20 protein-coding genes are annotated in these 25813 nt (G+C 45.1%); 8 read left to right on the forward strand and 12 right to left on the reverse strand.

Annotation, left to right across the window (positions count from 1 at the left end):
* Positions 1 to 10 precede the first annotated feature (10 nt).
* The 4 genes from N646_RS20770 to N646_RS20785 all read left to right on the forward strand — a co-directional run bounded on the left by N646_RS20770 (position 11) and on the right by N646_RS20785 (position 6090).
* Positions 11 to 1084, forward strand: coding sequence for an efflux RND transporter periplasmic adaptor subunit (locus tag N646_RS20770; protein ID WP_017820965.1), 1074 nt, complete (start codon positions 11 to 13; stop codon positions 1082 to 1084).
* Entirely contained in the window at positions 1084 to 2145 is a 1062-nt protein-coding gene (locus N646_RS20775) for an efflux RND transporter periplasmic adaptor subunit (protein ID WP_017820964.1), read from the forward strand. The genes N646_RS20770 and N646_RS20775 overlap by 1 nt, the downstream gene beginning before the upstream one ends.
* Positions 2145 to 5204, forward strand: coding sequence for an efflux RND transporter permease subunit (locus tag N646_RS20780; RefSeq protein ID WP_017820963.1), 3060 nt, complete (start codon positions 2145 to 2147; stop codon positions 5202 to 5204). Before N646_RS20775 ends, N646_RS20780 begins: the two co-directional genes overlap by 1 nt.
* Positions 5205 to 5379: 175 nt before the next feature.
* Positions 5380 to 6090 carry a hypothetical protein gene (locus N646_RS20785; protein ID WP_005376411.1) on the forward strand — a complete coding sequence of 237 codons (711 nt, stop codon included), beginning with the start codon at positions 5380 to 5382 and terminating at the stop codon, positions 6088 to 6090.
* An 82-nt stretch (positions 6091 to 6172) separates the two neighbouring features.
* On the opposite strand, the gene fruA is transcribed toward N646_RS20785, so the two are convergent.
* Genes fruA through fruB form a run of 3 tightly spaced genes read right to left on the reverse strand, consistent with a single transcriptional unit; the run spans position 6173 to position 10045 of the window.
* Positions 6173 to 7912 carry a PTS fructose transporter subunit IIBC gene (gene fruA / locus N646_RS20790; protein ID WP_017820962.1) on the reverse strand — a complete coding sequence of 580 codons (1740 nt, stop codon included), beginning with the start codon at positions 7910 to 7912 and terminating at the stop codon, positions 6173 to 6175.
* Positions 7913 to 7930: 18 nt separating this feature from the next.
* Entirely contained in the window at positions 7931 to 8902 is a 972-nt protein-coding gene (gene pfkB / locus N646_RS20795; RefSeq protein ID WP_017634191.1) for a 1-phosphofructokinase, read from the reverse strand.
* A gap of 9 nt (positions 8903 to 8911) precedes the next feature.
* Complete coding sequence (gene fruB / locus N646_RS20800; RefSeq protein WP_017820961.1) at positions 8912 to 10045, reverse strand: fused PTS fructose transporter subunit IIA/HPr protein; 1134 nt, start codon at positions 10043 to 10045, stop codon at positions 8912 to 8914.
* Between the two features lie 373 nt (positions 10046 to 10418).
* Between fruB and cra the strand changes: the two genes are divergently transcribed.
* Positions 10419 to 11399 (forward strand): catabolite repressor/activator, encoded by a 981-nt coding sequence (cra, locus tag N646_RS20805; RefSeq protein WP_017820960.1) that lies wholly within the window; start codon positions 10419 to 10421, stop codon positions 11397 to 11399.
* A 17-nt stretch (positions 11400 to 11416) separates the two neighbouring features.
* Here the strand turns inward: cra and N646_RS20810 are convergent, their stop codons facing one another.
* Positions 11417 to 12370, reverse strand: coding sequence for an endonuclease/exonuclease/phosphatase family protein (locus N646_RS20810; RefSeq protein WP_017820959.1), 954 nt, complete (start codon positions 12368 to 12370; stop codon positions 11417 to 11419).
* A 226-nt stretch (positions 12371 to 12596) separates the two neighbouring features.
* Here N646_RS20810 and N646_RS20815 point away from each other — a divergent pair, with 226 nt between their 5' ends.
* Positions 12597 to 13130 carry an RNA-binding S4 domain-containing protein gene (locus N646_RS20815; RefSeq protein WP_005376400.1) on the forward strand — a complete coding sequence of 178 codons (534 nt, stop codon included), beginning with the start codon at positions 12597 to 12599 and terminating at the stop codon, positions 13128 to 13130.
* A 106-nt stretch (positions 13131 to 13236) separates the two neighbouring features.
* Here the strand turns inward: N646_RS20815 and N646_RS20820 are convergent, their stop codons facing one another.
* The 7 genes from N646_RS20820 to N646_RS20850 all read right to left on the reverse strand — a co-directional run bounded on the left by N646_RS20820 (position 13237) and on the right by N646_RS20850 (position 19778).
* The gene (locus tag N646_RS20820; protein WP_017820958.1) at positions 13237 to 14055 is read right to left on the reverse strand and encodes an EAL domain-containing protein; all 819 of its coding nucleotides are present in this window, start codon (positions 14053 to 14055) and stop codon (positions 13237 to 13239) included.
* 92 nt (positions 14056 to 14147) lie between these two features.
* The gene (locus N646_RS20825) at positions 14148 to 15068 is read right to left on the reverse strand and encodes an amino acid ABC transporter permease (RefSeq protein ID WP_017820957.1); all 921 of its coding nucleotides are present in this window, start codon (positions 15066 to 15068) and stop codon (positions 14148 to 14150) included.
* A gap of 81 nt (positions 15069 to 15149) precedes the next feature.
* Positions 15150 to 15968, reverse strand: a complete 819-nt coding sequence (locus N646_RS20830; protein WP_017820956.1) for a transporter substrate-binding domain-containing protein — start codon at positions 15966 to 15968, stop codon at positions 15150 to 15152.
* A 9-nt stretch (positions 15969 to 15977) separates the two neighbouring features.
* Positions 15978 to 16775 (reverse strand): amino acid ABC transporter permease, encoded by a 798-nt coding sequence (locus N646_RS20835; RefSeq protein ID WP_005376396.1) that lies wholly within the window; start codon positions 16773 to 16775, stop codon positions 15978 to 15980.
* Positions 16775 to 17509: an amino acid ABC transporter ATP-binding protein gene (locus N646_RS20840; RefSeq protein WP_017820955.1), complete on the reverse strand. Its 735-nt coding sequence runs from the start codon at positions 17507 to 17509 to the stop codon at positions 16775 to 16777. The genes N646_RS20835 and N646_RS20840 overlap by 1 nt, the downstream gene beginning before the upstream one ends.
* A gap of 169 nt (positions 17510 to 17678) precedes the next feature.
* Entirely contained in the window at positions 17679 to 18335 is a 657-nt protein-coding gene (locus tag N646_RS20845; protein ID WP_005376394.1) for a lysoplasmalogenase, read from the reverse strand.
* Positions 18336 to 18629: 294 nt separating this feature from the next.
* On the reverse strand, positions 18630 to 19778 hold the full coding sequence (locus N646_RS20850; RefSeq protein ID WP_017820954.1) for an iron-containing alcohol dehydrogenase: 1149 nt from the start codon (positions 19776 to 19778) through the stop codon (positions 18630 to 18632).
* A 206-nt stretch (positions 19779 to 19984) separates the two neighbouring features.
* On the opposite strand from N646_RS20850, the gene N646_RS20855 reads away from it, so the two are divergent.
* The gene (locus N646_RS20855; RefSeq protein ID WP_005386077.1) at positions 19985 to 20866 is read left to right on the forward strand and encodes an AraC family transcriptional regulator; all 882 of its coding nucleotides are present in this window, start codon (positions 19985 to 19987) and stop codon (positions 20864 to 20866) included.
* Positions 20867 to 21143: 277 nt separating this feature from the next.
* Positions 21144 to 24305: a chitinase C-terminal domain-containing protein gene (locus tag N646_RS20860; RefSeq protein ID WP_017820953.1), complete on the forward strand. Its 3162-nt coding sequence runs from the start codon at positions 21144 to 21146 to the stop codon at positions 24303 to 24305.
* Positions 24306 to 24402: 97 nt separating this feature from the next.
* On the opposite strand, the gene glgC is transcribed toward N646_RS20860, so the two are convergent.
* Positions 24403 to 25620 (reverse strand): glucose-1-phosphate adenylyltransferase, encoded by a 1218-nt coding sequence (glgC, locus tag N646_RS20865; RefSeq protein ID WP_017820952.1) that lies wholly within the window; start codon positions 25618 to 25620, stop codon positions 24403 to 24405.
* Positions 25621 to 25813: the final 193 nt, after the last annotated feature.

The following is a 25813-nucleotide window of genomic DNA, read 5'->3' on the forward strand; positions in this document are numbered from 1 at the left end:
GAGAAAGCGGGTGCGAAAACAATATTTAAAGCGCACTTTAGTTGGCGCAGTGGTGACATTAAGTCTTTCTGGAATGCTAACTGGGTGTAATAAAGCCATTTCTGAGCCGTCTGAACCTTTAATCAAACCTGTAAAATTACTGGCGGTGAAAGACCTAGAACTTGAAGACTCGCACGCCTTTTTAGCGCGTATTGATGCAACACATCGCGCGCAGCTTTCTTTTCAGGTTGGTGGAGAGGTAGATGAATTACGTGTACGCATGGGTCAAAAGGTCCAAAAAGGTGAAGTGCTCGCAACGTTAGACCCTAAAGATCTTCAGCTTGCGTTAGATGCCGCTCAAGCGCAGTACGCGTTAGCGAAAACACAATGGGACCGCGCGAAAAACCTTTACGGAAAAAAACTCATTAGTACTGATGAGTACGATCAGAAAGAAACTCAATATAAAGCGGCATTGGCGAACTACGAACAAGCTAAAACCGATTTGAGCTATACCAAAATTCACGCACCGTTTGATGGCATTGTGTCATATACCTATGTCAACCCGTTTCAAGTAGTAGCAGAGAAGCAGGAGATCTTGAATCTCATTGATAACACGACGTTGGATGTGTCGTTCACCTTGCCAGTAAGTTATGCGGAATCTGTATCACTTGAGTCACTGCAAAACTCCGATATGTGGGTGACGATGGATAGCGAGCCAGGAAAACGTATCCCTGGGCAATTTAAAGAAATTTCGACGCAGCCAAACATCGATACCAATAGTTATGAGGCGATCGTGACCATCACTCGACCAGAAGATCGCAATTTGCTGACAGGTATGACTGGGCAGGTACACATTGCTAAACAACATGTATCGGACGCGATGACGTTACCTCAGTCTGCTTGGGTCAACAAAAATGGGACGCAAGGTGAAGTTTGGGTAATGGACAGAAGCACGCAGCAGGTCAATAAAGTCACTGTGTCACTTGACGCAGCAGGTGGTGTGAAAGCCGGGCTTGATAACAATGATTACGTTGTTATTGCTGGTGTTGAGAGACTGGTTGAAGGACAAGTGGTGAAAGCTTGGGTTCGTGAGGGAGGCATTTAATGAAACGTTCTCTACTTACGATCTCTGCGATTGCACTTGCAGTTTTAACAGGGTGCAAAAATGAAAACCAAGCTATCGTCGAGCAGCCACTTTTTGTGTCGACTATCTCGGTGGATGCACCAGTAGAAAGTCAACATCGCGCGTTCAAAGGCATAGTAGTGCCTGCAGAGCAAACGCCAATGGCATTTCGCCGCGCTGGGGAAGTTCAGCACGTATTGGTTAAAGCGGGTGACGTTGTGAAGCAGGGGCAAATGATCGCAAAGCTAGATGATAGCAAAGAGAAGCAAGCCGTGAATGACGCAGAAGCACAATACACACTCGCAATTCGTCAGCTTAAACGCGGTGAAGACTTGCATGCACGTCAAATGATTTCAAAAGCGGAACTTGATGAGCTAACCGCCAATAAAGAGCTAGCTGAGGCTACTTTCTATAACGCGACCAATCAATTGAATTACACCCGTTTATTCGCCCCGTTCGCCGGTAAAGTATCTGATGTTTTCAAAGAACGTTTTGAGCGTGTGGCAATTGGTGAACCCGTGTTAAACCTATACCAAAACGATTTGGTTTACGTGCGTATTGAGCTTTCCGACAATGTTTTAGCGATGGTAGACCCAAACTCAGACAGCATGAGCTACAAGCCTAGAGCAACCTTCTCCGGCATCGATGGCAGATTTGCTTTGGACTATTTAGAGCACACAAGTGAACCCAACGCTGAAACTCAAACCTACGAAATGTACTTGACGATGCCACAGCCAAAAACAGAGATATTGCCGGGAACCAGCGTAAGCGTTTTGGTCGATATGGTGAAGGCGGGCATTACCTCTATTGATGGTTACAGTGTTCCTGTCACGGCGCTTCAAGCAGGCAGTGAAGGGAATGAGTTCTTTGTGTGGAAAAAAGAAGGTGACATTGTCACACGAGTGCCTGTCATGATTTCTCAAGTGAATGGCAATGGAGCCATTGTGTCGTCAGGTGTTAGCCAGGGCGATATTCTGATTAATTCAAATCTGCGTAAATTACGCGAAGGTAAACATGTGGATGTTGTGGAGAATAACCAATAATGAACATTGCTGAGTATTCAATAAAAAACAAAGTCATCAGCTGGTTGTTCATTATTATCCTTGCTGTTGGTGGTTTAACGTCATTTTTGGAGCTTGGACGATTAGAAGACCCGGCATTTACGATCAAAGATGCCATGATCATCTCAACATACCCTGGCGCGACGTCAAAAGAAGTTGAAGAAGAGCTGACGTATCCTCTAGAAAAAGAGATTCGAAAACTCCCTTATATCGACAAAATTACCTCTACGTCTTCTAATGGTATGTCTCAAATAACGGTGAGCATGGAAATGGACTATGGTCCTGATGAACTGCCGCAAATTTGGGATGAAATGCGCCGTAAAATTAATGATTTACGACCATCATTGCCTCAAGGTGTTCAGTCTTTACAGATCATTGATGATTTCGGTGACGTTTATGGCGTGATGTTAATGCTCACTGGTGACGATTACGACTATGTAGAGCTGAAACGTTATGCGGATTACCTGACCCGTGAAATCGAGCTTGTTGATGGTGTTGGTAAGGTAGACATCACGGGCGATCAGCAAGAAATGCTATTCGTTGAGATCTCACTTGATCGCCTTGCTGCACTGAATTTAGACATGAATGTGGTTTCGAGCTTGTTGAACCAGCAAAACAATGTGGTTTCAGCAGGTGAAGTGATGGTTAATGGCGAAAGCCTTGTTATTCGCCCAAGCGGCACCTTAAACACTGTAGAAGCACTAGAAAATCTGATCATTCATGGCCGTGACACAGGAAATCTAATTCGTCTAAAAGACGTAGCAACGATTTCTCGCGGTATTCAAGAGAAGCCAAGCAACGTCGTACTCTTTAACGGTCAAAAAGCGATTAATATCGGTATCTCGTTTGCATCGGGTGTGAACGTGGTTGAGGTTGGTGAACGTTTGGATGCGGAGCTCGCGAGCCTAGAGTCTATCAAGCCTGCTGGCATCGATATGAACTACTTTTACAACCAAGCCAATGAGGTGGATGAATCTGTTAAAGCGTTTGTAATTAGTCTAGCGGAGGCAGTGGCGATCGTAATCATTGTGTTGCTGTTTACTATGGGTTTACGCAGTGGTGTCATCATTGGAGTTGTGTTGTTATTGACGGTGTTTGGTACCTTCATTTTGATGAATTACAACAACATCGAACTGCATCGTATTTCTCTTGGCGCGTTAATTATTGCCTTAGGTATGCTGGTTGATAACGCGATTGTTGTCGTGGAAGGCATATTGGTTGGCCTAAAGAAAGGGCGTACCAAAGTTCAAGCGGCTGTCGATATTGTAAAGCAAACACAATGGCCTTTGCTGGGCGCGACTGTTATTGCAATTACGGCTTTTGCACCTATCGGCTTGTCGCAAGATGCGACAGGTGAGTTCATGGGCTCTCTATTCTGGGTGCTGTGTTTCTCACTATTTTTAAGCTGGATTACCGCTATTACACTGACGCCTTTCCTTGCCGATCTTTTGTTGAAAGAGGAAAACAAAGAGCAGGGTACTAGCGAAGATGATCCTTATAAAGGCTGGTTGTTTGTCGTATTTGGGGCATCACTGAAATTTGCATTGCGATTCCGCTGGCTTACCGTTGCTGGCATGGTGGCGCTATTAGTGGGTGCTGTCGTGGCATTTGGTAATGTAAAACAGCAGTTCTTCCCACCATCGAATACGCCGATGTTCTACGTGGATATGTGGATGCCAGAGGGTACTGACATCCGTGAAACGATCAAAAAAGCTGAAGAGGTCGAAAGCTACATTCGTCAGCAAGATGATATTGACTTTGTTTCTGCTTCGATTGGGCAGGGCCTACAGCGTTTTGCTTTAACCTATCAACCAGAAAAAAGTTACGAAGCGTACGCTCAGTTCCAAGTTCGCGCGATTGATCGTGAGAAAATGTTTGGTTTACTGCATAAGTTAGATGCGAATCTGGCGAAAACATTTGATGCGCCTACGTTCCAGTTTAAATTGATGGAGTTTGGTCCATCACCAGCGTCTAAGATCGAAGCGCGTATTACTGGCCCTGATCCACAAGTTTTACGTGACTTGGCGGTGCAAGTTGAAGACATCCTTCATACCGACCCTGGTGCCCGAAACATTCGTCACGATTGGCGAGAGCGCACCAAGGAACTTGTACCCGTTTTCAATGAGTCTAAAGCTCGTCGCTTAGGTATTTCGAAAGAAGATCTTTCAAGCACACTGCAAATGGCGTTTGGTGGTAGCACCTTAGGTTACTTGCGTGATGGTACACATACGTTGCCAATTATGACACGCCTTCCTGAAGAAGAACGCGTAGATTTTGAATCACTACAAAACGTGACCATTTGGAGTCCTTCGTTGCAAACGTATATTCCGGTTGATCAAGTGATTGATGGCGTTCAACTGGATTGGAGTGAGCCGCTAATTCAGCGCCGTGACCGTAAGCGTACGTTAACCGTTCTCGCGGACCATGATGTGTTGAGTGACGACACGGCAGCAAGCTTATTTGCTCGTGTACAGCCTAAAGTGATGGCATTGCATGTTCCAGAAGGATACGAAATCACATGGGGTGGTGAGTACGAATCATCCAAAGATGCACAAGAAGGCCTATTCGGTTCATTGCCGATGGGTTACTTGTTGATGTTCATCATTACTATTTTACTGTTTAACTCAATCAAAAAGCCGTTGGTCATTTGGTTCACCGTTCCGTTAGCTATCATTGGCGTTGCTTTTGGTTTGCTTACCACGAACATGCCGTTCAGTTTTACAGCATTCCTTGGTTTGTTAAGCCTAAGTGGCATGATTTTGAAAAACGGTATTGTGTTGCTTGACCAAATTAACCTTGAGTTGGAGTCAGGTAAAGATCCTTACCTCGCGATTGTCGATAGTGCGATAAGCCGCGTTCGTCCGGTAAGTATGGCTGCCCTAACAACTATCTTGGGGATGATTCCACTGGTCTTCGACGCCTTCTTTGGCTCGATGGCAATAACGATTATGGCAGGTCTTGGTTTTGCTACTGTACTGACACTGATAGTGGTGCCAGTGATGTTTGCAATTCTGTTTAGGGTAAAACCGACCACTGCATAGGGACTCCTGGCTATTTGCCAGCTTCCTGCCTAGCCCTGAAGGTTTTCTTCGGGGCTTTTTTGATCTTACTAATATATACCAAACCATTCATTTGCTTGATTTTAATGATTTTCTTACGATTACAATGCAAATCATGCGTATACTGATGTAACGACACATCAAAGATTGAGATTACATGAATAAGCGCATATTAAACGGACTCTTCTTCGTTGGTTCTTTCACCTTGGTTGGCTGCACCGCGACGGATAGCATGCCGACAGAAACCAAACAACCTGCCCCTAAAGTCAACAGTGTTAGTGCTGAAGTCATTTCCAGTTGGATTGATAGTAAGGTTTTAGCCCCTGAAGGGCTGTCGCTCGAGCAAGACAATCTACGTTATCTATCGGGTAGCGCCGACCTAAACAGCGACGGAAAGGCAGAACACATAGTGTTGCTTCAAGATCGCTATTTCTGTGGTAGTGGTGGCTGCTCTGCATATATGTTTGATAATGAGGGAAACGTTATTAATCGAATGTCGGTAACTCGCACGCCTATTGTACTAGCCGACAGTTACAGTAATGGTTGGCAGGACTTTATCGTTTGGAGTAATGGCTCATATCGACTCATGAGTTACAACGGTGAGTCTTATCCAAGTAACCCGTCACTAGAGCCAAAGGTGGATCGAGACGCTAACCAGCAGGCGGCAATCGCAAATGTAATGGCGACAGAGCTTTATCAGCAAGACGGCTATGACATTCTGCCCGCAGAATCAAAAACCTTGTGGACGCCAGCTAACGTTTACCACTTTACCTTCAAGCACTACGGTGACCCGCATAGCGCTTATCAAGCAACGGTGGATATGAGCAGTGGGGAAGTAGACATTGTAGCCGTTCCGGCTGCGGAATAAAAAGCACCTCCCTTAACCGGAATTAAAGGGAGGTGCTAAATGCCAAATTCGAGGGTGGCATTGTTAACCGGAGTCGCTCTAATTAAGCTGCGACTTCTTGTTTCGCTTCTGCTTTGCTTTTTAAGAATGCGTAAGTAAAGCCAGTTACCGCTGTACCTGCTGCAATAGCCACTAAATACATTAATACTGGTGAAATTGCGTTAGGAATTAGCAGCACGAATAGACCGCCGTGTGGTGCCATTAATTTCGCACCGAATAGCATCGATAGGGCACCAGTAAGCGCGCCACCTGCCATACAAGATGGAATCACGCGCATTGGATCTTTCGCAGCAAATGGAATTGCGCCTTCAGAGATGAAACAAAGGCCCAAGACAAATGATGCTTTACCTGCCTCACGTTCATTTTGTTCAAATTTGTTCTTCGCAATGAAGGTCGCTAAACCCATACCTAGCGCAGGAACCATACCTGCGGCCATGATTGCCGCCATTGGCGCGTAAGTTTGTGAAGCCAAAAGGCCAACACCAAATGCGTAAGCGGCTTTGTTTACCGGGCCTCCTAGGTCGAAACACATCATTGCGCCAAGGATAATACCCAGTAGTACTGCACTGTCAGATCCCATGTTGTTTAGGAAGTCAGTCAGGCCGTTCATGATGCCTGAAACTGGGCCGCCTACGATGTAGATCATGACAAGTCCGGTGAACAATGTTGCCACAAATGGAATAATCAGAATCGGTTTAAGCGCCTCCATCGATTGTGGCAGTTTCACCTTATCTGCGAGGAGTTTCGCTGCGTAACCAGCAATGAAACCAGCCGCGATACCGCCAAGGAAACCTGCGCCAGTAGAACTTGCTAGCATACCACCAACAAGACCAGGAGCCAGACCAGGACGGTCAGCGATTGAAAACGCAATATAGCCAGCAAGTACAGGAATCATCAATGCGAATGCAGAGCCACCACCAATGTTCATCAAGGCTGCTGCTAGTGTGCCTTCTTCTTTAAATGCTTCAATACCGAACACGAAAGATAGTGCGATGATCAAACCACCTGCAACGACAACAGGAAGCATGTGCGAAACACCCGTCATTAGGTGTTTGTAAGCGCCTTTTTTCTCTTCGGTGGTAGATGAAGAGTTAGCTGAACCAGAATGCTGATACACAGTGGCTTGCTCGAATGCTTTGTCCATCTCTTCGGCTGTTTTTTTCAGAGCTGGGCCTGTTTTCGTGCGGTACATCTTTTTGCCGTTAAAGCGATCAAGTGGCACTTCAATATCGGCAGCAATGATCACCAGATCGGCGTCTGCAATTTCTTGCTCAGTCAGTTGGTTTTTAGCGCCAACTGAACCACGAGTTTCCACCTTGATTTGATGGCCACGACGCTTGCCTTCTTCTTCTAAAGCTTCTGCCGCCATAAAGGTATGCGCAACGCCAGTAGGGCAAGCGGTGATTGCAACAATTTTCTTCGCTGCTGATGTTGTATCTGCAGTGATAGGGGCTGCAAGTGTGGTTGCTTTTTCAAGTAAAGTGGCGTTTTCAACCGCTTGCTGGAGAAACGCAGTTGCGTCTTTTGCTATTTCGTTAATTTCCGCTTGGTAAACCTTTTTTCCTACAAAACGAGAAGTGTCGACGCTAGTATTTGCCGCAATGACAATGACTTCTGCTTGTTCAACGTCAGCTTCCGTCAATAGTGTTGGTTCAACCACACTTGATTGACATTCTATTTTGGCATTCCAGTTTAATTTTGCGGCGGCTTGTTCTAGTAATCCTGCCGCAAGGATGCTATTTGCTACACCGCTTGGACAGGCAGTAATAATGGCAATATTCATACAATAACCTTCTGTTCCTTAGTTTTGTTCTAAGTTTGTAATAGGGTAAAGCGCGCTAACTTCAGTTTGTCGCTTGATATTTTCCAGTTCTTCCTGACTGGTTAGCCCTACGCCAACTTGACTAACTGCCAAAGCAGAAAGTGCCGTAGCGAAGCGCAATAAATCGTTTTTAGGCATCAGTTGCATGTGGCCCCAACACAAGCCAGCGACCAGCGTATCGCCTGCGCCAACGGTGCTCACGACATGCATTCGAGGCGGTTTTGCACTAAGCCATTCGCCTTGGTTGAGCCACATAACACCGTCAGGTCCCATAGAAACCACGATGTTTTCTATGCCTTTGTCGCTCAGTGTTTGCGCTGCAGCTTGGCATTGTTCAGGTGTTGCTAGATGTTCGCCAACAAAATCACCAAGTTCTTCATCGTTGGGCTTAATCAACCATGGGTGAGCCTCAATACCTGACTTCAATGCGGCTTTGCTACTGTCGAACAACACCTTTTTGCCTTGTTGATGCAGTGCTTCTATCCATGCAGCGCATTGTTCGGCGGTTACGCCTCCAGGTAAGCTACCTGCAAGTACAAAGTAATCATGCGTCTCCGCTAGACGAAATAGTGTCTCCTCAAAGCGAGTAATTTCGTCGGCCGCTACTTGAACGCCAGGGAAGTTGATATCACTGACGTTGCCATTGGCCTCAACCAGCTTAACGTTGATACGAGTGGCACCCTTTACTTCCACAAATTCATTCTTAACGTTGATGTCATTGAAAAGCTGATGAAATAGCTCAGGGTTATCTTTACCGAGAAAGCCGGTAACCGTGACGTCTGCGCCTAAATCGCTCAATACTTTTGCTACGTTGACACCTTTACCAGCAGCGTGGAGATTGCTTTGCTGTACTAAGCTCACGGAACCAACGTTTAGTTCATTTACTGAACCTGTTAAATCCAATGCTGGGTTGAGCGTAATAGTGACAACCTTATTTGTTTTGTTTGTCATATCGGATCCTTAACCTTCACCAAGGCCAGAAGCGATTGCATTTCCGATAGACTCCAAGGCTTGCGGCGCATCAGGGCCTTCTGCTGTAAATTGAAGTTGGTGACCGTGCTTAACGCCCAGCGCGATAACTTTCATTAGGCTCTTCGCGTTTACTGCTTTTCCATCTCCGTCTAGGTTGGAAACACGTATAGTGGATTCAAACTTTTTCGCTTCTGCGACTAACATTGCCCCCGGACGAGCATGTAGGCCGTGAGAGTTTTTGATTTTAAATACAGCGGTATTGCCTTCTTCTGAAGATGCAGCTGTGACTTCTTCACCTTTGAACAAAGCAAGAATCTGTTCTACTGATGCATCTAAAAGCTTGCCGTGTTCATTGTTAAACACAATATTAGAAAGCGTTTTTAGGATAGGTTGGTGAGCATTGTTACATGCTGCGAACGCGAAAAGTGCACGCACTTTTTGACCTTCATATTCGCAGTCGTTTGCCGTCGAGACAAATGACACACCTGTGCGAGTGACATGTTTGTCACTGCCAATTAACCACAGGCCATTACCTAAGTGAGTTGGTTGTTTGGTAACGAGATCGGCAACGAACTCGTTATCAGCACATCCCGTATTTTTCAACAGACCACCTGCAACAGCACTCATCTGTAGCATGTCGCTCGCAGGGAACATCAGTTGAATTAAAGAAGCGTCAAAGTCTGCTTCAAGCTGAACATCACCGTGCAGTAGGGCGATGATTTCGTCTTCATTTTTTGCATTACGCAGACGCTCTTCTACGCCATCTGCGCCTAGCACTTTGGTGAGCTGTTTAAGAATGCCAAGGTGTTCATCAGATTTAGCTGCGATACCGATAGCGACGAACACAGTATTGCCATCACCCCAGTCGACACCTTGTGGGAAGTGATGCACAGCAACACCCGTTGTTTTCACCATTGCACGAGTGTCGGTTGTACCGTGCGGGATGGCGATACCGTTCCCCAAAAACGTAGAGTTTTGGTTTTCACGGTTTAGCATGCCTTCAACGTAACCGCGTTCAACTAGGCCTTTATCAGTCAGGCTATGAGCAATACTCTTTATTGCTTCAAACTTATCTGTCGCTGATTGCGAGAGGGTAATGTCGTTCTTATTTAGCTTAAGCATGGTGCTTCTCCAGCCTTAAGGTATCAATTTAAAAATGTATTCTGTGTGAGAAGTTGAACGCCGCTTCTTCTGAGCGCTTATCACTCCTCAAACCTTTTATCTTTCAAGCTAAATCGATTCAGCTTGTTGGTAAATTTTTTAAAAGACTCAGAAAAACTGTTTTAAAAACTGACGTTAACAAACGAGCCTTTGCCGCTGTCCTATAGCCTAGCTCACAAATTGGTTTGTTGCGTGTTCGGGTGATTTACGTCAATTTTTAAGTTTTGCTGAATCCTTTCAGCTTTTATACTGAATCGGTTCAGCTTATAATTCAACTTATCGAAAGATCGTTGATGTATTAATATGATCGCGCGCACAGAATAAGGTTTAGAATATGACACTGGATGAAATAGCCAAATTAGCGGGTGTTTCTAAGACAACTGCAAGCTATGTGATTAACGGAAAAGCGCAGAAATACCGCATCAGCGAGAAGACTCAGAAAAAGGTGATGGCCGTTGTAGATGAGTACAATTATAAGCCAGATCATGCGGCGTCTTCCTTGCGGGCAGGTAATTCACGCTCATTTGGGCTTATCATCCCAGACTTGGAGAACACCAGTTACGCACGCCTTGCAAAACTGATTGAACAAAACTCGCGTAAGGCGGGTTATCAAATTCTAATTGGCTGCTCAGATGATGATCCGGAAACGGAGAAAAAGGTTGCTGAAGCGCTAATCAGTCGCCGAATTGACGCGCTATTTGTCGCAAGTGGTATGCCATCGGCTAATGAGTATTATCTCAAGTTACAAAACTCGGGCACTCCGGTTATAGCACTTGACCGTCCAATGGATGATGAGCATTTTTGTTGCGTTATCAGTGAAGATTTTGATGCTGCTTTTGAGCTTACAGAATCGGTACTGTCACCAGAGATCAAAACCATTGGTTTGATTGGTGCGTTGCAAGATCTGCAAGTGTCGAAAGAGCGCGAACTGGGTTTTCTATCTGCTTCTCAACAAGGTGGTAAAACGGCAACAGTGGGTTATGGACAACACTTCTCCCGGGAAGAAGGCAAGAAAGTCTTAGAGAGATGGTTAACAGAGAACGCATTGCCAGATGCCATTGTTACAACGTCATATACACTGTTAGAAGGTGTGTTGGATGTAATGCTAGAAAAACCAGAACTGATGGGAAAGGTGCGTTTAGCAACATTTGGTGATAATCGACTGCTGGACTTCTTGCCTGTGAAAATCAACTCTTTGCCTCAACAGTTTGAGTTGATCGCGGACAGCGCAATGGAGTTAGCACTCAACGCTTCCGCTAAGCGTTACAAGCCTGGCGTAGAACTTATCCCGCGTAAAATTGTGAAACGTCACTAAGTCACTAAATAGGTTGCTCAAAGCTTTACTTCAGCCGTCAGCGCCACAAATGCGTGGTCGCTGGCGTTTTTATCTCTGTCATAAATCGGGTTGATCAGATGTTGGTTAGACACCTGATAGTCAACAACCTCGGCAACCGATATATCTGATAAGGTGTCAAACTCTTGTGAGAGCAAGATATAGTCGAGTACGTTCCCAGTGGAAAAATGATAATGCGTGGCGGGGCGTTCATCCTTCTGAGCGTCACTTTGCAATATCCAACCATCTTTGAGTTGTAATTCAGTGACACTGTCACCAGTGTTGGATACCAATGCGCTATTAACACTGATAGGAGTGATAGGTTGATTCATATCGCCCATTAACACTGTCGGCATTGGTTCTTTTCGATACCTCTTTTGCATCGCGTCTCTTAACATCGCTGCTTCCCAGCCTCTTTGCTGGGTGGATAACCAGCGCCCAATAATCGTGCTAGACGTTTCTGGTTGTTCTGAGTCGGCCGGGCGTTGAGATTTCAGGTGCGTTACGTAAACGGCGATATGACCAAGTACAGGATGTATTACTTGGGCATAGATAGGTTTGCGACTGAACTCTGGAGCAACACTTACTCCAAAAGGCTCAAGCGTTGCTAAGTCAAACTCTACCGCTTGTACTTTTTCTATTGGAAACCGAGAGGCGATTGCCACAACAGGGCTTGAGTAAATGTACTCATCCTCAACATGTGGGGTGTCAACGGTCGCAAAGTAGGGGTAGCCGATGGTTGAAAAAAATTCCTGGGTCTTCTCGATACTGAACACTTCTTGTAAGCCAATCACGTCGCCTTCCAGTTTTTCAACTTGACGTTGCGTCCACGAAAGTTTGTCTTGCCATTGCTCTAACGAGTATATGTTCTCGAAATCATAGTAGGCGTTAGGCGGTGCGACAAAATTAAACAAGTTCGCAGTGACAAAGGTAATTCTACTTGGTTGAGACAAAGTATTCGCTCTTTTCAACAATAACTTAGAGAGTATATACCTTCAGGTTGCGTAATTGCAGCTTCGTTTGAGCTACGCATCGGTATACAAGCTAACGAGCGACAAGTTAAATGGGTTAAGAGGTGCTCAAATGCCAAGGCGAATCGGTGATTGAACATCGCCAGAGGTTTCTATTTTTAAGCATTGCGTTTAAACTTCAGGGCATCAAATAGTAAGAGTAAGTAACATGACCCAAGATTACGACCACGAAGAGTATTTAGAAGGCGAAGAGATTGAGATCGAAGCGATTGGCATCGATGTTGATGCGCATCCAATCGAACTGTACAAGCTTTTTAAGATCGCAAACTTGGTCAGCGGTGGCGGCGAAGCAAAACATATCATCGAGGAAGGCTACGTCGCGGTGAATGGTGAACTAGAAACACGTAAGCGCCGCAAGATGTATGATGGTGACTTTTTTGAGTTTAACCAGGAATATTATGTTGTGGTTTGCGATGCGCCAGTAACCGAACCTGAAACGGCAGAGCAAAAAGCAGAAAAGAAAGCGAAAAAAGAAGCGCAGTCTTCTCGTAAAGATAAGTCTCGTCAAAGTAAGTCACCTAAAGCTTCTGGGCCTAAATCAACAGGCCGTAAAGCGGCACATAAAGAGCGTAAAGCGCAGAAAGAAGCGTTGTCTCAGTCTGCTAAGAAAGGCAAAAAAGAAGACAAACCGCAAGCGACTCGTGATCCGAAGAGCGGACGTAATTCTATTGATTTTTTCTAGGGAAATGAACGCTTAACTAAATAAGTGACATCTGAGTAAAACTAAAAAGCGCCGAGCATATTATATCGGCGCTTTTTTGGTTTCACTGTGCTGTAAGTGGGCAGTGTTAATGCACTGTCGTCTCGATGTTTAGGCTATCTGTCCAGTGATGAATGGCGCAAGGCTTTCCTAAGTAAAAGCCTTGGTAATAATCCAAATTAAGTTGATACATAGCTTGTAGCTGCACGTCTTCTTCAACCCCTTCTATAATGACTTTTGCTCCCATATGATCCGCTAGATCAACGGCGCTATGTATGGAAAAGGTTTCTCCGGCGCAGTAGTCTAGCAAATAGGAACGATCGATTTTGATGATGTCAGGGCAGAGCTGCTGAACACGTGCGATATCAGAATGTTGGGCGCCAAAATCATCGATAGCAAAGATAAAACCATTTGCTTTCATTAACTGTACGGCTTTGATTAATAAATCCGTATCTCCGCATGACTCTTCGACTACTTCAAAAACTACGTCTGATGGGCTCATACCAAGTTCGGAAAGGCGTTTGTAAAGCAGGCCGTTATCTTTAAAGCCCATGTCTTTGGTTAGTGTGAGTAGCGTTTGAGGCATGACGTTAAGAAACAGTTTGATCGGCGTCCCTGCGAAATAGCGTGCGAAATTTCGAATGTGCATTGCTCTAGATAAAAACTCTACACATAAGCGAAAGTAGGGATCAAGACCATTATTGGCCAGAAACACGTCAGGACGAATTAGGGAACCATCAATGCCACGAATACGCAGTAAGGCTTCCATACCAATAATACGTTGGCGTCTATCAAAAATTGGCTGATAAACACTGTGAAAAGTGAATTGATTGAGAACTACGTAATATTCACCAAGATTATCTTGTTTTATGTATCGCTCGTAGTCGGATTGATTCTTTAACTCCATGAAAAACGCCGAAAATTTAGCATCTTGCCAATGTAACAGGGTGCAATTCTGATTTGAAGAATCAAATGTGCCTAATTACATATGCGGTCGAGTTAATTTGAAATGGCTTCCGATTTTGCTTCAATATGGCGGAAAATAAGTGACAGACCAAAACAGATTAAGAAGTAAGCAAGGCCGACAATCAACCAAATTTCAAATATATACCCTGATGAATTTGCCATCTCTGTCCCAACAAACGTCATTTCTTGTATCGAAATCAGTGAAACAATAGAGGTGTCTTTCACCAAAGAGATGGTTTGACCGGCAAGTGCAGGTGTTATTGATTTAAGCACCTGTGGCGCGATAACAAATCGGTATTTCACCCATCGAGACAAGCCCAATGAGTCAGCCGCTTCCCACTGACCTTGGTCGATACTTTGTAAACCACCGCGCACAACTTCTGCAATGTAGGCAGAAGAGAGTAAGCCGACGCATAACACGCCAGAGGCAAGGTTTTCCCAAAGGTTAGAAGGCCCAAACAGAAAGCGCTGTAGCGCATTTGGTTCGCCGTTGTAGTTTCGTAGAAGATCTTCCAAACCGAGCAACGGGATCAATTGGTTAGAAATGAAAAAGTAGAAAATAAAAACAAACACCAACGGAGGGATGTTTCTCACTAACTGGATAAACGCATTGGCAGGTGTGCGCAACCAAACGGAACGAGAGAAGCGTGCTAAGCCTAACAAAGTGCCAAACACTAATGCGAAGCTGATGCCCCAAATACTGAGCCTTAACGTCGAAATCAAACCTTGGAAGAAGTAGGGCAAACCACCATCTGCTCTAGGCGTGAAAAGTAATTCAAGCGCCTCTTTCCACTGCCACAAATAATGCACACCAACAGCGGACCGATGGTACAGCCAAACACCACCGATACCGCACATAACAAGTAGTACCCAGTCTAGTGTGTTTAATTGTGGTAAAAGGTAGCCTGTGCTGGATTTCGCGGGTGCTGTGCGAGTGGTAGTGTGTTCGCCCAAAAATTTGACTCCGATAAGTTATGGAAAAGTAAAATGGATGATTGGAGAGTATAGGCTCGCGGCGTCCACGAGCCATTTAGATTACTGGCCTTGCGCGACTTGATCTTGCCAATCTAATGTCGAGAACCAGTATTCATAACGTTGTTTTAACCATCCATCTTGGGTTCTTGCTTCAATCCATTTATTGAAAAAGGCCTTTTTATCTTCTTCCCCCAAGCGAACTGCAAAGGCTTCGTTGCCTTGTGATAGTCGCTCAGAGAATGGAAGGAATAGTTTGTCGCTGTGTTTCACTGTCTCATGTTCTGGTTTTGGGCTAGAAGCAATGACCGCGTGGGCGTTACCATTCAGCACCTCTTGGAACGCTTGCACGTCGTCATCAAATTGCAGGATCTTCGCTTTCGGGAAGGTTTCTCTGGCTACTTGAACGGTGAATGCGCCGCGACGAGCCGCAATTTTTACGCGTCGTGAGTCAAAATCCGAAAATTCGCTAAAACCAGAGGCGAGTTCTTTGTTTGCTGCTACTTGAACGCCTGAGTGCGAGTAGGCCTCAGTAAACAACACGCTTTTGGAACGTTCAGGCGTAACCGACATGCCACCGATGATCACGTCGAACTTTTTCGCCAGTAGTGCGGGAATAATGCCATCCCACGCAGTTGGTACGAATTCCACTTTCAAACCTGAATCTTGTGCTAAGCGTTTGGCAACATCGATTTCAAAACCGATTAACTCACCTTGCTTGTTACGCATTGCCCAAGGTACAAATGTTGACATACCAACGCGCAAAGTGCCTCGTTCTTTGATTTGATCTACATTGGGTGTGGCGACATCTTCTTTCGCGATTGTAGGCATAGCGATGGCTAGCCCTAATAATGCAGTAATGGTCGCTTTGAATAACTTCATGTTATCTCCTTATAATTTGCGCCAACTGGCTCCGAGTTTGTGTTCTAGCCATGCAGACAAGCCAGAAAGTGACAGAGTGAGAGCAAGATAAATTGCTGCCACGGTAAACCAAATTTCGAACGGCATCGCCGTCTCTGAGACGATGTTGCGTGCCTGTGTTGTTAGATCAAAAATCGCCATCACGCTTACAATGGAAGAGTTTTTGATCAAAGAAACCACTTCATTGGTTAATGGCGGTAATGTGCGCTGTAAAACCTGAGGCAAAATTACGTCTTTGTAGGTGTAAAACGGTGATAGCCCGAGAGTTTGTGCTGCTTCGAATTGCCCTTTAGGAATACTGTTTAAACCTGCACGGAATATTTCCGCGGTGTAGGCACCTTGGAAAAGGGATAATGCCAAAACGGCGGTGCTGAATCGGTCCAAACCAATCACGGGGCCAAACACGAAGTAGAGTAAATAGATTTGCACCAACAACGGCGTGTTACGTATTACTTCGACATAAGTGGTACCAATAACATTGCCGACTTTCGAATCGCTAAGCCTTAGTAACGCGGTAACCAACCCTAATACTAAGGTAAAAAATAGACTAATTGCCGAGATGTTAAGCGTGACCAATAGCCCATCAATAAGTTCTGCCGGCCACCATTCTCCATCTTCATAAAAAGCGATGTAATCAGGTACGCGCTCCCATTGCCATTGATAGCCCATAGCGTCGGCACCAGAGTCCAACACCCACACAATCGCTATGAAGAGGAGCGTCATTTGCAGTAAAGCTTGAAGGACAGGTTTGATTACGCGAACTATCATCAGTAACTTAAAATTTGGTTCAAAAATGCTTGGGTGCGTGGATGCTGTGGTGTCTCAAATAAGGCGACTGGAGAGTTCATTTCCACGATTTGGCCTTCATCCATAAATACCACGCGGTTCGCTACTTTTTTGGCAAATCCCATTTCATGCGTGACGCAAATCATCGTCATTCCGCTTTGAGCCAGCTCAACCATGACATCCAACACTTCGTTGATCATTTCCGGATCAAGCGCTGAAGTTGGCTCGTCAAACAGGAGTAAATCCGGTTCCATACACAAGGAGCGGGCAATCGCGACGCGTTGCTGCTGACCGCCAGAAAGCTGGATAGGATACTTACTCGCTTGCTCTTCAATATTGACTCGCTTTAGGTAATGTCTTGCGCGTTTTTCAGCTTCTTGTTTTGATAATTTGTGTGTGCGAATCGGCGCTAAGGTGAGGTTTTCCAGTACAGTCAAATGAGGAAAAAGGTGAAAGTGTTGGAACACCATGCCGATTTTACCGGGCTTGAGAGATTTTGCGTGAGAAGGCTGGTCGAACACATGAAGCTGGCCTTCTTGAATCGATTCAAGATGATTGATGCAACGAATGAGCGTTGATTTTCCGGAACCTGAAGGGCCACACACCACGACGATCTCGCCAGAATGCACGGAGAAGTTGATGTCTTTTAGAGCGTGGTAATCGCCATACCACTTATTTACGTCGCTAAACTCAACGACGGGAGTATTCTCTTTCAAAGGGGCACGCTATAACGGAAAAATATCCTTTTACAATAGCAAGTTGTGCGCGTAATTTCATTAAGAATAAGCTAATGTTTAGGCGATGATTTTAAGACTCTATTCAGATCGCTTACAAGATACATCCATGTTTCTTTAATGTTGGTGCAGTCTAGAGTCTAGAGTATGACTAACTCAGTTCAACGAGATACGGATAACGAACAACAATCGCAACAACAGACATAACCATTAGTGTCTGTGCAGAATAGTAGGTCACCATGACAACTTGTCGTGAAAATATTGACCGTCCTCCAAAGCGTTCGAAAGCCAATACGATGCCAGAGATAATAAAGATAAAGCTTCCGAGCACTGCAAAAGAGGAGGATTGTGTTTTCCCACTCAAATAATACTCGATCGAAGCCCAGCACATAGTCATCAGTACCAATATATAACTAGCAACTGGCCGTTTTTCTTTACCGAGATCCGGTCGGAACAACCAGTAGACGCATATACCGAGTCCGAACAAGGCAATTGGGAGCCAAGGTGTAAAATGCCACGCTGACATGATGGCAAAACCATAACTATAGGAGAGATGGGCAGAGCAAAAGAGCACTAATCCTGTAATGAACTTGTCTCTAGGGAGCATTAATAACACGTCACCAAGCAACGAGAGCGATAAGCCAATCAAAATCCAATGCGCATATGGCATTGGGTAAGCCGGGGACTGAATTAAAATACCAAGCATACAGAGCACTGGTAATGGTTTAGAAACGTAAAAGAGCCATTTAGAGCCTTTACGGATACTGATGATATGTATGAATGCTAATACGACAACAACTAGCCACATAAAGTGTTTTCTCGAACAGACAAAATTATGTAGTACATCACTACAACAAATCAAAACTTAATTAACGAGTTAACTCGTTCTTTGATCTCAATTATTTTTATTTGTGTAAAGCTGGACAGTTGTCTCTTTACTAACCAACACGGCCGATTTTTTGTCTGGAGGGAATCGTTGTTTTTAGAAGCCTCCTCGTTTTGAACGTGATGTGGCTTACAAAATAGCATAAAAAAACGGTATTGTGACTGTTAAGTCACAATACCGTTAAACCCTAGGAAGGGCAGTGAAGAATTGTTGCAGTTATGAGACAGCTAACTCTAAGATTTCTCGGCTACGTTCAAGTGTGATCGCCTGGTTTTCACCTAAAACAGTCATGCCGTGTTTGTTTAGTTGAGCAATGATGGCATCGATAGCTTGTTCACGGCTCTCACCATAGTTTTCGAGCTTAGTTGCGACATCAAGTTGATGATAAAACGCTTCGATAGATTCGATTGTGCGCTCTGCTAAATCCTCACCTGCTTCAAGACCAAATACGTTGCGACCCATTTGTTCTAACTTAGGGCGCTTAAACTGCATTTGGTTACGAAGTAACGACGGTTGGACAATTGCAAGAGAACGCGCATGATCAACGCCCCATAGAGCCGTTAATTCATGGCCGATCATATGTGTTGCCCAGTCTTGTGGAACGCCACTACCAATTAACCCATTCAATGCTTGGTTAGCAGACCACATTAAGTTTGCGCGCCACATATCGTCGTCTCGTTCCGCAAACTGTTCTCCGAGTGTTTTTAAAGTTTTCAGCAGTGTTTCTGCGTAACCATCTTGAACCATTGCACCGGTAGGAAGCGTCAAGTATTGCTCACATACGTGCACCCATGCGTCAACAATGCCGTTGATAAGCTGGCGTTCTGGCAGTGTTTTCATTACATCTGGGTCTAACACGGCAAATTTTGGCTGCACTGCTGGAGACATGAACGGAAGTTTGTCTTGAGTTTCTTTTTTAGTGATAACTGCGCCCATGTTTGACTCTGAGCCTGTTGCTGGCAATGTCAAAATTGCAGCTAGAGGCGTCGCTTCAGTGACTTGGTGCTTACCAATCATGATATCCCAACCATCACCATCATACTTTGATGCCGCTGCTACGTATTTGGAGCCATCGATGACTGAACCACCACCTACCGCTAAAATAAAGTCAACGCCATGCTCTTTTACCATTGCGACTGCTTTATCGAGTGTTTCTTTGGTTGGGTTTGGTTCAACACCTGAAAACTCTAGCCATTCATGTGCCTCAAGAGCTTCTGCTACTTGGTCGTACACGCCATTTTTTTTGATGGAGCCACCACCGTATACCACTAAAACTTTTTGGTCGGATGGGATAGCTTCTTTGATTGCAGCGATTTGTTTTTGACCAAAGAAAATCTTGGTTGGGTTTACATAAGAAAAGTTCATTATTAGCCCTCTTGCTTCCAGTGAAGGAGATTGAATACATGCATATTAGTCCTGATTGACGATCGTTAACAGGTCGATTTCTGCAAATAATTTGCCTATTTCTACAAAATTAATGCTCTTGAGCTAGAAAGTTAAAGTCGAGAGGAAGTATAGTGCTCGAAACGATAATAGAGACCAAACTCGTTGGTCATTGATGGAGCGCTCTAATGCACACTCTCGCAGATATCATGCAGCAATATGTTGAAAAGCAGGGGCTGCATGACCTAGAAGGTATGAAGAAAACAGCGATAGATGGCGTATGGTTTTATCGCAGTAGCAAAGGGAATCATCGCCAGCCGTTTGTCTATCAGTCCGGCATCATCGTATTGGGTCAAGGGCATAAGAACATTCATATTGGTGATACACCAGTGCAATATGGGCCCGAAGATTACCTTGTTGTCGGGGTTCCCATGCCACTAGAGTGCGAAGCGTTTGCTACAAACAATGAGCCTTTACTTGGCATTTCGATAGATATTTCGCCAACGCTTCTTCATAAACTCGTTAAAAAATTAGAGGCTGAGAAATTCAGTAATAAGTGTCTGGATGCAACCCGTTGCGGCCTTAAGTCGGTACGTATGAACGAAGGTATGTTGGATGCGTGCAAGCGGTTAATGAAAGCAATGTGTAACGAGCTTGATGTCATCATGCTTGGCGAGCTGCTTCTTGAGGAAATTGTGTATCGTACTTTGGTGAGCAAAGAGGGGTATGTTTTATTTGACCTAGCACATCAAGAAGGTTCTTACGCGAGGGTCGCTAAGGCACTAAATCGTGTACATCAAGCGTATCATGAACAGTTGAACGTACAAGCATTGGCTGAAGAAGCCAACATGAGTGTGTCTGCTTTCCATCAAGCATTTCGCAATGTCACGCTTGAATCTCCGCTGCAATATATTAAGAAAGTTCGACTTAACAAAGCGCGCGAATTGATCCAGTTAGAGGGGAGACGTGTTAATGATGCAGCGAGAATGGTCGGGTACACGAGCCCATCACAGTTTAGTCGCGAGTACAAGCGGCATTTTAATGAAACGCCAAGGTCAACAAAGGCTTAGTGATCTTTATTTCAAAATGGCGACTTTTTTTACCTTTTTTATTAATTTGCGAGTGACATATTTATTTGAGTTATAAAATTAGTTACTGGTGCCAAATAATAGGTACGTTGTTGCAATCATTTAGTGGATTGTTGCGAGGCGGTGTGGAAAACTCGTAAATAGATAGTGTGAAATCACCAACTTGTACTTAAGTTATTTTACGTCGAAATAAAAGTATAGATGCGCTTCGTTTAGCGCATTTAGTATTGTTTTAACAATAACTTAAGGAAGAGCGATTATGCACCTTAAAAACGGCAACGCAGTGAAAAACGTGTTCACACTAAGCACACTCACCGCTTCTTGTCTTATGGCCTTCAATAGCTACGCAGCAGTTGACTGTGCCCCTCTAGAAACTTGGCAATCATCAAAAGTTTATAACGGTGGCGACCAAGTTCAGCATGAAGGTAATGCTTATAAAGCGCGTTACTGGACGCAAAACAACAATCCAGCGCAATCTGGTGAGTGGGGCGAGTGGGAAACACTTGGCGCTTGTGATGGCACTGGACCGGTTGATCCACCTCAGAATGAAGTCCCGACGGTTACTCTGACATCGCCTTCTGCGTCGGCTTCTGTGACTGCGGGTGATGTTGTTAACCTAGCTGCAGATGCGGCAGATACTGATGGGACTGTTAGCAAAGTAGAGTTCTTTGTTGATGGTGTATTAGTTGGTCAGGCAACGTCTGCGCCGTATGCTGCATCGTGGACAGCAACTGAAGGACAGCACGAGTTCTCTACCAAGGCCTATGACGATGCAGGTGCCGTTAGTACGGCAAGTGTTGTGACGTTAACTGTGGCATCAGCGCAACCTGGTAACGAAGCGCCGACAGTGGATGTCGCGCTTTCTGCGAGCTCTATTGACCTGGGTGGTTCCGTAACACTGACTGCAAATGCTACGGATGCGGATGGTACCGTTGCTAAAGTTGATTTTTATGTTGCAGGTGTGCTTGCTGGCACTGCTACAACAGCGCCATACACGCTGGATGTAACCCCTTCACAAGCTGGCTCATTAAGTGTTTATGCGAGAGCAACCGATGATGCTGGAGCAACAGCAGATTCTGCAATTGCGACGTTAACAGTAAACGGCGGCGCAGTGACATCTAATTGTCGTCCTGATGGTCTTTATCAAACAACGGGTGTAGATGTTCCTTACTGTTCTATTTATGACGAAGAAGGCCGTGAGAAAATGGGGGCTGATCACCCACGTCGTGTAATCGGCTACTTCACCAGTTGGCGATCAGGTGACGACCCACAATCGACTTACCTTGTTAAAGACATTCCTTGGGAACAACTTACTCACATTAACTACGCGTTTGTGAGCATTGGTTCTGACGGCAAAGTAAACGTTGGCGACGTAAATGATCCTAACAACCCTGCTACAGGTAAAACTTGGCCAGGCGTTGAGGTAGATCCCGCTCTTGGTTTTAAAGGTCATTTTGGTGCACTAGCAACTTACAAGCAAAAACATGATGTTAAAACGCTAATCTCGATTGGTGGTTGGGCTGAAACGGGCGGTCACTTCGATACGAACGGCGATCGTGTAGCTGATGGTGGCTTCTACACCATGACGACGAATGCGGACGGTTCTATTAATCATGCTGGTATTGAGAAGTTCGCAACTTCAGCCGTTGAAATGATGCGTCAGTACAAGTTCGATGGCCTGGATATCGACTATGAATACCCGACGTCAATGGCTGGTGCTGGTAACCCTTACGACAAAGACTTCATGGAACCACGTCGTCAGTATTTATGGGCGTCTTACCAAGAGCTGATGAAAGTATTGCGTGAGAAACTTGATGCGGCATCCGCGCAAGATGGTATTCATTATATGCTGACTATCGCAGCACCATCTTCAGGTTACTTGCTACGTGGGATGGAAACCTTCGATGTAACTAAGTACCTAGACTACGTAAACATCATGTCTTACGACTTGCATGGGGCTTGGAATGATCACGTTGGTCACAACGCGGCTTTATTCGATACAGGTAAAGACTCGGAGCTAGCGCAGTGGAACGTATACGGCACTGCTGCATACGGTGGTATCGGTTACTTGAACACAGACTGGGCTTACCATTACTTCCGTGGTTCTATGCCAGCAGGTCGTATCAACATTGGTGTTCCTTACTACACCCGTGGTTGGCAAGGTGTTACTGGTGGCGAAAATGGCCTTTGGGGCCGAGCGGCACTACCAAACCAAGCAGAGTGCCAACCGGGCACAGGTGAAGGTGAGAAGAACAACTGTGGTCACGGCGCTATTGGTATCGACAACATGTGGCATGATACCGACCCTAAAGGAAACGAAATGGGCGCTGGTTCTAACCCAATGTGGCATGCTAAGAACCTAGAAAACGGTATTTGGGGCTCTTACGCAGCTGCTTACGGTCTTGACCCTGTCAACGATCCTTCAGATAAGTTTGTTGGTACTTATACTCGTCATTACGATAGCGTTGCTGTGGCACCTTGGTTGTGGAACGCAGAGAAGAGCGTATTCCTATCTACGGAAGATAAAGCTTCTATCGAGGTGAAAGCCGATTACGTTATCGATAAAGAGATCGGCGGTATCATGTTCTGGGAACTAGCAGGTGACTACAACTGTTACGTCCTGGATGCAAATGGTAATCGTACGGCAGTAGATGCCACTGAACAAGCTTGTGCGGCGGGTAATGGTGAATACCACATGGGTAACACTATGACCAAAGCTATCTACGACAAGTTTAAGTCTGCGACGCCTTACGGTAACAAAGTAGCTACTGGTCCAACACCAACTGAAGCAGTAGACATTACTGTTAGTGTTGGCGGCTTCAAAGTTGGCGACCAAAACTACCCAATTAACCCGAAAATCACGTTTACAAATAACACTGGTCAAGCGATCCCTGGCGGTACTGAATTCCAATTCGATATCCCAGTATCTGCGCCGGACAATGCGAAAGACCAATCAGGTGGTGGTTTGAAAGTGATTGCTTCTGGACATACTCGAGCAAACAACATTGGTGGCTTAGATGGCGTAATGCACCGTGTGTCGTTCTCTCTACCAGCATGGAAAGACTTGCCAGCGGGCGGCACTTACGAGCTTGATATGGTTTACTATCTACCAATCTCTGGTCCTGCTAACTACTCAGTGATTTCTGGTGGTAAAGAGTTTGCGTTTAAGTTTGAACAGCCAGATCTACCAATTGGTGATCTCAATGCGGGCACGGGTGGTGGTACCACTGAACCAGGTACGTGTGATACGACAGGTTTAGTGACATACCCAGCTCTGCCACAAACGGATTGGGCAGGTAATCCAAGCCACGCTAACCAAGGTGATAAGATCATCCACAACGGTGTGGTTTACCAAGCGAACTGGTGGACAGCGGCTGAACCGGGTACAGATGGTAGCTGGTCAACGGTATGTAACATCTAATTATTATGGATTACTTTTTATAGCCTAATGTTTACAGGCACTTAAACAAAAGCGCACGATGATTATCGTGCGCTTTTTTGTTGTGATAGTTTGTCGTTTAATCGAATTGGTAACTTTCAGGTATGACGACAATACCTTTGTCTGAGATTTTAAATCGCTTCGCATCTTCAAGTTTGTTGATGCCAATTTGAGTATGTGGCGGAATACGAACATGTTTATCAACTATGCAGTTGACCAACTGACTTCCTTCACCGACTTCTACGTCATCAAAAATGATGGAATCGACTACCGTTGCACTATCTTGAATGCGTACATTAGAGGAAATAATGGAGTGCTGTACTGAGCCTCCGGAATTGATGACACCGGTAGCAATGATGGAGTTAATAAAAATGCCTTCATTACCCGTAGCCGACGATACAGTACGAGCTGGTGGAAACTGCGGCTCGTAAGTACGAATCGCCCAATTAGACTGATAAAGGTTCATTGGCGGCACAGGTTCTAGTAGATCCATATTCGCTTCATAGAAGGAATCAATGGTACCCACGTCGCGCCAATAGCAATCTTTATCGACGCGCCCTTTACTGCCACAGAATTGATAAGCGTAAACGGATTCGGTATCAATCAGCTTAGGTATGATGTCTTTTCCGAAGTCATGGCTTGATGAATCGAGTTTTGAGTCTTCTTCAAGCGCTTCTTTCAAAACATCCATATCAAAGATATATATTCCCATAGAAACGAGGCTTCTGGTCGTGCTTCCTGGAAGGGTAGGAGGGGTTTCAGGTTTCTCTATAAACGAAGTAACGAGCCCGTTTTCTGCGGTGCCCATTACACCGAATGCTGAAGCATCCTCTACGGGGACATCCATACAGGCAACGGTGAGCTTAGCACCTTTCTCTTTATGCTCTTCAAGCATTGCGGCGTAGTCCATTCGATAGATATGATCGCCGGATAACACAACCACATACTTTGCATCATTTCGCGATAGCAACCACATGTTGTGATAAATCGCATCGGCGGTTCCTTCATACCATGCACCACCTTTGCGCATTTGTGGCGGAACAGCAGTGATGTACTCGCCTAGCTCTGGATTGAATATCGACCAGCCGTCTCGTAAGTGTTTTTGAAGTGAATGAGATTTATATTGGGTTAAAACAAGGATCTTGCGTAAACCCGAATGTAAACAATTGGTTAGTGTGAAATCTATAATTCTATATTTTCCGCCAAAAGGTACGGCTGGCTTGGTTCTGTCATCGGTGAGTGGGCTGAGTCTAGACCCCATCCCTCCTGCTAAAATTACGGCGAGTGCGTCTTCCATAGTATTCCCTTTCCCTTTTCTGACATGCATCAAAACGGTGCTAACCTGAAGGAGGTGGTATGCAACGCAGAGGTTTTGAAAAGCATGTGCTAATGTGCTTATTAGTGAAAAGTCTACTACAAGAATCGAGCCATAGAATATCTCCTTAAAAATCAAGGAGGTTAAAATTTCACTGTAAGACAACTGCACCATA

It is taken from the genome of Vibrio alginolyticus NBRC 15630 = ATCC 17749 (genome assembly GCF_000354175.2).
Classification (GTDB): Bacteria; Pseudomonadota; Gammaproteobacteria; order Enterobacterales; family Vibrionaceae; genus Vibrio; species Vibrio alginolyticus.

Coding starts and splice junctions, on each gene's coding strand:
- N646_RS20775 (WP_017820964.1), top strand. CDS start 1,084: ATGAAACGTTCTCTACTTACGATCTCTGCGATTGCACTTGCAGTTTTA.
- N646_RS20780 (WP_017820963.1), top strand. CDS start 2,145: ATGAACATTGCTGAGTATTCAATAAAAAACAAAGTCATCAGCTGGTTG.
- N646_RS20785 (WP_005376411.1), top strand. CDS start 5,380: ATGAATAAGCGCATATTAAACGGACTCTTCTTCGTTGGTTCTTTCACC.
- fruA (WP_017820962.1), bottom strand. CDS start 7,912: ATGAATATTGCCATTATTACTGCCTGTCCAAGCGGTGTAGCAAATAGC.
- pfkB (WP_017634191.1), bottom strand. CDS start 8,902: ATGACAAACAAAACAAATAAGGTTGTCACTATTACGCTCAACCCAGCA.
- fruB (WP_017820961.1), bottom strand. CDS start 10,045: ATGCTTAAGCTAAATAAGAACGACATTACCCTCTCGCAATCAGCGACA.
- cra (WP_017820960.1), top strand. CDS start 10,419: ATGACACTGGATGAAATAGCCAAATTAGCGGGTGTTTCTAAGACAACT.
- N646_RS20815 (WP_005376400.1), top strand. CDS start 12,597: ATGACCCAAGATTACGACCACGAAGAGTATTTAGAAGGCGAAGAGATT.
- N646_RS20820 (WP_017820958.1), bottom strand. CDS start 14,055: ATGGAGTTAAAGAATCAATCCGACTACGAGCGATACATAAAACAAGAT.
- N646_RS20830 (WP_017820956.1), bottom strand. CDS start 15,968: ATGAAGTTATTCAAAGCGACCATTACTGCATTATTAGGGCTAGCCATC.
- N646_RS20835 (WP_005376396.1), bottom strand. CDS start 16,775: ATGATAGTTCGCGTAATCAAACCTGTCCTTCAAGCTTTACTGCAAATG.
- N646_RS20845 (WP_005376394.1), bottom strand. CDS start 18,335: ATGTGGCTAGTTGTTGTCGTATTAGCATTCATACATATCATCAGTATC.
- N646_RS20850 (WP_017820954.1), bottom strand. CDS start 19,778: ATGAACTTTTCTTATGTAAACCCAACCAAGATTTTCTTTGGTCAAAAA.
- N646_RS20855 (WP_005386077.1), top strand. CDS start 19,985: ATGCACACTCTCGCAGATATCATGCAGCAATATGTTGAAAAGCAGGGG.
- N646_RS20860 (WP_017820953.1), top strand. CDS start 21,144: ATGCACCTTAAAAACGGCAACGCAGTGAAAAACGTGTTCACACTAAGC.
- glgC (WP_017820952.1), bottom strand. CDS start 25,620: ATGGAAGACGCACTCGCCGTAATTTTAGCAGGAGGGATGGGGTCTAGA.